The organism is Pontimicrobium sp. MEBiC01747 (assembly GCF_053601635.1).
Genome location: NZ_JBSHNS010000457.1, coordinates 1 through 6,901, shown reverse-complemented (window position 1 = coordinate 6,901; position 6,901 = coordinate 1). Strand labels below are relative to the sequence as shown.

Here is a 6,901-nt window from a genome sequence, read left to right as displayed (position 1 = left end):
AAGCAATGCTTTAGAGGCTAAGTATCATGAAAATGAAGAACAAGTAAAAAGCATCAAGAAAAACAATGAATCGATATATTTTAGGAGCAGGTCAATACATTTTGAAAGCTATAAAATATATCATTGAAATAACAACTTTTGAATTGAAAAAATGTAAAACGAAAGTTTTGGATTGAGTTAGCGAAAGCTAAATAGGTCAGTTGTTTGTTATCTCAAAGAAAGCCATAATACTATAGTGTTATACTATAATATTATGGCTTTTGTAATATATAATAGCACGCATAATATGCGTTGTTAAATATTTTCTTTATTAAATAAGAAAAAACAGCTAAATTTTTTATTAAAAAAGAGCCTTAAAATACAATAAAATTGACACTCCAAGACTCTAATTACTTATGGGCTTTTTAACCAATTGGAGCGTTATCAATTTTACTTAAATCTTCAAAAATGTCAAAAACATGATCCGTAATGTCTGTTATACCAATAGCATTTAATCTCTTAATATGCATTTCTCTATATTTTTTTAAATAGTCTAGATTCTTAAACAAATAAGTTGACCCAAAATGATTTGTACCATCTTCATACGTCCATATTTTCCATATAACCCCTTCTTCTTCGGCAATACTTTCTGCTAATTGCTTATTCCCATCCATAAATTCTTGCGTAACAGGACCGTCATACTTTAAATGTAAATCCCAAATTTTTTGTGTACTCATAATATTTTTTTTAAATGATTATTTATTTTGTTTTAATTTTAAATAACTTAAAATAGATAACAAGGCAAAAAATGCTGGGTCAGACCATCCAAACCCATAAAAAATGCCTTCGTATATGGCATAAAGAGTAATGATTACTCCTAAAATATTTGTCCATAACAAGCCAGTTAAAATTTTCTTTGCATAAATACTTTGCTCTTCTACATCCCTAAATAATAAACTAATAATACCTATGCCCATTAGAAATATTGTAGTATGCTGCGATAAAAAAACAGAGTATTTATCATTTAACTCAAGTCCGTAATTTGGCCATAATAGATTAGGTATAAAAAATAATCCTAACCCAAAAATTACATAAATTACTCCATGAATTGTTAAAAATGTTTTAGTGTTCATAATAAAGTTTGTTTTTAATAGTACAAAATTAATTAAAGTAGTTTACTTTTGATACTAATTATAAAAAAGAAAGTGATTTCCTTAAAGAAACTATATAATTATTTAAAATGAAAGTACAACTAAAAGAACCTTTATCTGCAGAGTGTGTAAGGCAATTACGAGCTATTAGTGATACAATGGAATTGTTATCTGGTAAATGGAAAATACAAATAATTGGTACGTTGCTTCGCGGAGGCACAATGCGATTTATGGAATTAAAAAGATCCATTAACGGAATAGCTGCAAAAAAACTATCCAGTGATTTACAAGAATTAGAATTAAATAAGCTTATAACTCGAACAGTAAAAAATACAAAGCCAATTACTGTTGAATATACTTTAACCGAGCATGGTAAAACCTTAGATAGCTTAATAGGAGAAGTTATAGATTGGGGAATAAAACATAGAACTGAAATAATAAAAAAAGTAAACACTAGTAAATAACATAGAACCAAAGTATAAAAGCCGATATAATTCAACTTTTGCTATGTATAAAACGCTTAGCCTATTTATATTATTTACAACATAGCTAATCATGTATTGAAGAAACTAAAAATATAATAATTAATTAAGTTTATGTAGTGTAAATTCCAAAGTGTTATTTACACTTTGGTAAACAGTTATTAGCCTCTTACACTTAAGTAATTGAGTTTAATAAAAATGATAATAATAGATGAACCTACCCTTTATAGCAGATAAAACCTTTAAAAATAAAGACTATACAACAATAGCTTTACCTAAAGGAGAGTACGACAATTGTACCTTTATAAACTGTAATTTTAATGAAAGCTATTTAGCTATGATTTCGTTCTTAGAATGTGAATTTATAGACTGTAATTTAAGTTTAACAAAAACTAAAAACACTGCCTTTAAAGATGTTATTTTTAATAACTGCAAATTGTTAGGAGTTCCATTTCAAGATTGTAACCCTTTTTTATTTTCGGTAGAGTTTAACAGCTGTATATTAAATTTATCTTCGTTTTACAACCTAAAAATTAAAGCAACAATCTTTAAAAACTGTAAATTACAACAAACCGATTTTACTAATACAGATTTAACAGCATCAATTTTTGATGAATGCGATTTATATAAAGCCGTTTTTGACAATTCTATTTTAGAAAAAGTAGATTTTTTAACTTCAAAGAATATTAGTATAAATCCAGAAATTAACAGATTAAAAGGCGCTAAATTTTCAAAAACCAATGCCTTAGGTCTATTATCTCATTATAACATTGATATTCTGTGATTTTTTTTACCTCAAAATTATCGATTTCATAATTTAACCCCCTAAAAATTATCATCTTAACAATAGAGCGCGTTGACAAGGACGTCTCTTTAAAATGCTGTTTGAATTTCGTATATTCGCAACACGAAAATTTTAAATAAAAGTATTTTATATATGTCACAAGCACCAAAAATTATCTATACAAAAACAGATGAAGCACCAGCTTTAGCTACACGTTCTTTTTTACCAATCGTAAAAGCTTTTGTTGAACCTTCAGGAATTAACATAGAAACTAGAGACATTTCTTTAGCCGCTAGAATACTAGCTGTGTTTCCAGATTTTTTAAAAGACGATCAACGTGTTTCAGACGATTTAGCATTTCTTGGAGAATTAGCAAAAAAACCAGAAGCTAACATTATAAAACTACCAAATATTAGTGCTTCTATACCGCAATTAAAAGCAGCTATAGCAGAGCTACAATCTCAAGGTTTTGAGATTCCTAATTATCCAGACGAGCCAGAAAACGATACAGAAAAAGAGATTAAGTCTCGTTACGACAAAATTAAAGGTAGTGCTGTAAACCCAGTATTGCGTGAAGGAAATAGTGATAGACGTGCGCCAAAAGCTGTAAAAAATTATGCTAAGAAAAACCCACATTCTATGGGGGCTTGGTCTAGCGAATCTAAATCTCATGTTGCTACAATGGAAGCTGGAGATTTTGCACATAATGAAAAATCAGTTACAATTAGCGAAGCAACTACTGTTACAATAGAACATGTAGATGCTAACGGAACTGTAACAACATTAAAAGATAACTTAGCCTTATTACAAGGGGAAATTATAGATGCAACTGTAATGAGTAAAAAAGCTTTACTAAGCTTTTTAGAAACTCAAATTGCAGATGCAAAAGCTAATAATGTATTGTTTTCATTACACATGAAAGCAACCATGATGAAAGTAAGTGACCCTATTATTTTTGGTCACGCTGTACGTACCTACTTTAAAGATGTATTTGCTAAACATGGTGAAACGTTTGAAGAAATAGGTGTAGATGTTAACAACGGTTTTGGAAACTTATTAAGCAACTTAAACGAATTACCAGAAGCTAAGCGTAACGAAATACAAGCAGATATACATGCTGCTTTAGAAAACGGACCAGATTTAGCTATGGTAAATTCTGATAAAGGTATTACCAACTTACATGTACCAAGTGATGTTATTATTGATGCTTCTATGCCAGCAATGATTCGTACCTCTGGACAAATGTGGAATGCTGAAGGAAAACAACAAGATACAAAAGCTGTAATTCCAGATAGTAGTTATGCAGGTATTTACACAGCAACTATAGACTTCTGTAAAAAACACGGTGCTTTTGATCCTACAACAATGGGAACAGTACCAAATGTTGGATTAATGGCTCAAAAAGCTGAAGAGTATGGATCACATGATAAAACCTTCCAAATTGCTTCTAATGGTACTGTTCGTGTAGTAGACGCATCAGGAAATACACTAACAGAACATACTGTAGAAACTGGAGATATCTGGAGAATGTGCCAGGTTAAAGATGCTCCAATTCAAGACTGGGTAAAATTAGCAGTAACAAGAGCTAAGGCATCACAAACTCCTGCTGTATTTTGGTTAGACGAGAATAGAGCACATGATGCTGAGTTAATTAAGAAAGTAAATACCTATTTAAAAGACCATGATACAACAGGATTAGATTTAAGAATCTTATCCCCTATCAAAGCAACAGAATTTACTTTAGAGAGAATAAAAGAAGGTAAAGATACAATCTCTGTTACAGGAAACGTTTTACGTGATTACTTAACCGATTTATTTCCAATTTTAGAAGTTGGTACAAGTGCAAAAATGTTATCTATTGTACCACTAATGAATGGTGGTGGATTATTTGAAACTGGTGCTGGAGGTTCTGCACCAAAGCACGTACAACAATTTACTAGTGAAAATCACTTACGTTGGGACTCTTTAGGAGAATTCCTAGCATTAGCGGTATCATTAGACCATTACGGTTTAGTAAATAATAACCCAAAAGCTAAAGTTTTAGGTGATGCTTTAGATGATGCTACAGAGCGTTTATTAGAAAACAAAAAAGGACCATCTCGTAAAGCTGGAGAGTTAGACAACAGAGGAAGTCATTTCTACTTAGCAATGTACTGGGCTGAAGCTTTAGCAACACAAACCAAGGATGCTGATTTAGCTGCAGAATTTGCACCTTTAGCAAAACAATTAGCAGATAACGAAGCAAAAATTGTTTCAGAATTAAATGATATACAAGGTAATCCTGTAGATATAGGTGGATATTACGAGCCTAAAGAGGATTTAATAAATAAAGCTATGCGACCAAGTGCTACACTTAATAGCATATTAAGTTAAACAATAAAACAACGAAGAGGCTCCTAATTAGGAGCCTTTTTTATTTGTATTAGTTATGTAATTTAAGTTCTATAAGGTTCTCTATACAATCCCTCATACTTCGGAATCACTCAAACTGACGTAGTAATTTTGTTTTATAACAATGTTGTCTCTTCGAGTGATTTTATGCAGTGTAACGCAATAAAATTGTATCGAGAAGCTTCTGTTCTAAAATCTTTAAATAGATTACTACATCCTCCTAATAACAGAAAAATAATAATAGTTACATACTTAGCAGAAAGTAAACACGTTTATTAATAATCACTGTTCTTTGGCAATGCGTTAAGGATTGAGGCTTTGTTGGAGCTCCTTGCAAAGAGCGACTGCCGAAAGCCTGACTTTATAAGTATTAAAACCTAATAAAAGGTTTAAATACTTGTAAAGAAACGCCCAAAAATATGTTAAAGACTGTGATGTAAAATTACGATTTCGATAAATTTGTAAAAACTAAACCACTCTAAATGAATCATCTTAAAAAACTACTATTCTTGTGTCTTTGCATGGGTAGTATGTTTAGCTTTTCGCAAGATAAAGTAACGCTTAGCGGTACTATTCTTGAGGACAAAAGTAATGAAACCCTTATTGGTGTTAACATTCTTATCCCTGAACTACAAACTGGAACCATTACCAACGAATATGGATTTTACTCCATCACGCTACCTAAAGGCGATTATAAAGTAATTATAAGCTACTTAGGCTATTCGGATAAAGTTGAAGTTATAACTCTAAATGAAAACACTAAACGTAACTTTAGTTTAATAGAGTCTACAGAAAGTTTAGATGAAATTATTATTACTGAAGATGTAGAAAAATTAAATATAAAGAAGCCACAAATGAGTGTTAATGCACTCTCTTCTACAACTATAAAAGAGATTCCTGTTGTTTTAGGAGAACCAGATGTTATTAAAGCCATTACACTATTACCTGGTGTTACCAATGCTGGTGAAGGGGCTTCGGGTTTTAATGTTCGTGGTGGTGCAGCAGATCAAAACTTAATACTGTTAGATGAAGCTACGGTGTTTAACTCTTCTCACCTTTTCGGGTTCTTCTCTGTATTTAATCCAGATGCTATAAAGGATTTAAAATTATATAAAGGCGGAATTCCGGCACGTTACGGTGGTCGTGTATCTTCGGTTTTAGATATTTATCAGAAAGAAGGGAATAGTAAAGAATTTCACATGAATGGTGGTATTGGTATTGTAGCCAGTAGATTATTAGCAGAAGGGCCATTAAAAAAAGACAAAGGTTCTTTTCTCTTTGGTGGGCGTAGCTCTTACGCGCACCTGTTTTTACCTTTATTTGATATTGATAATAAAGCCTATTTCTACGATTTAAACACAAAATTGAGTTATAAACTAAACGATAAAAACAATATTTACTTATCTGGTTATTTTGGTAGAGATGTGTTTAGCCTATCGGACAGTTTTGAAAACACGTATGGTAATACGGTTGTTAATTTTAGATGGAATCATTTATTTTCAGATAAACTGTTCTCTAATATGTCTTTAATTTACTCAGATTATTATTACGGACTAAATCTTGATTTTGTTGAATTTAATTGGAATTCTGGTATTAGAAACTTCAATTTTAAATACGATTTAAAACATTACTTAAACGATAAAATAAAATTACAGTACGGTATAAATAGTATTTATTACACATTTAATCCTGGAGAAATTGAGCCCTCTACGCCTACTTCGGGTATAAACGCACAAAAATTGATAGATAAATATGCTTTTGAAAATGCAGTATATTTTGATGCAGAACATAAAATAACCGATAAACTAACATTATCTTACGGTTTACGCTTTAGTTCTTTTTTACGCTTAGGGCAGGATGAATTAAATATTTACGAAAACGACCAAGCAGTAATCTTTAATGACGACATTAAAATCTACGAGAAAGCAACACCAATAGGTACAGAATCTTTTAAACGCAGCGATGTCATAGCATCTTTTGCTAATGTAGAGCCGCGTTTTTCTGCAGCCTATCAACTAGGTAATAACGCATCTGTAAAGGCGAGTTATAATAGAATGAGTCAATATTTACATCTGCTTTCTAACACCAGTTCCCCAACACCATTAGATGTTTGG

At 31.2% G+C, this 6,901-nt stretch carries 6 protein-coding genes; 4 read left to right on the top strand and 2 right to left on the bottom strand.

What is annotated here, in order from left to right; translation table 11 throughout:
- Positions 1 to 404: 404 nt before the first annotated feature.
- Both ACVC2P_RS15120 and ACVC2P_RS15115 read right to left on the bottom strand, forming a co-directional pair.
- Positions 405 to 716 carry a monooxygenase gene (locus tag ACVC2P_RS15120; protein ID WP_452599293.1) on the bottom strand — a complete coding sequence of 104 codons (312 nt, stop codon included), beginning with the start codon at positions 714 to 716 and terminating at the stop codon, positions 405 to 407.
- A gap of 18 nt (positions 717 to 734) precedes the next feature.
- Complete coding sequence (locus tag ACVC2P_RS15115; RefSeq protein ID WP_452599292.1) at positions 735 to 1,112, bottom strand: hypothetical protein; 378 nt, start codon at positions 1,110 to 1,112, stop codon at positions 735 to 737.
- A 107-nt stretch (positions 1,113 to 1,219) separates the two neighbouring features.
- Between ACVC2P_RS15115 and ACVC2P_RS15110 the strand changes: the two genes are divergently transcribed.
- The 4 genes from ACVC2P_RS15110 to ACVC2P_RS15095 all read left to right on the top strand — a co-directional run.
- Positions 1,220 to 1,594, top strand: coding sequence for a winged helix-turn-helix transcriptional regulator (locus ACVC2P_RS15110; RefSeq protein ID WP_452599291.1), 375 nt, complete (start codon positions 1,220 to 1,222; stop codon positions 1,592 to 1,594).
- A 229-nt stretch (positions 1,595 to 1,823) separates the two neighbouring features.
- On the top strand, positions 1,824 to 2,396 hold the full coding sequence (locus tag ACVC2P_RS15105) for a pentapeptide repeat-containing protein (protein WP_452599290.1): 573 nt from the start codon (positions 1,824 to 1,826) through the stop codon (positions 2,394 to 2,396).
- A 153-nt stretch (positions 2,397 to 2,549) separates the two neighbouring features.
- A complete protein-coding gene (locus tag ACVC2P_RS15100) occupies positions 2,550 to 4,769 on the top strand; it encodes an NADP-dependent isocitrate dehydrogenase (protein WP_452599289.1) in 2,220 nt (739 codons plus the stop codon).
- Positions 4,770 to 5,269: 500 nt separating this feature from the next.
- Positions 5,270 to 6,901 (top strand): TonB-dependent receptor (locus ACVC2P_RS15095; protein WP_452599288.1); only part of this gene is annotated, 1,632 nt, incomplete at its 3' end.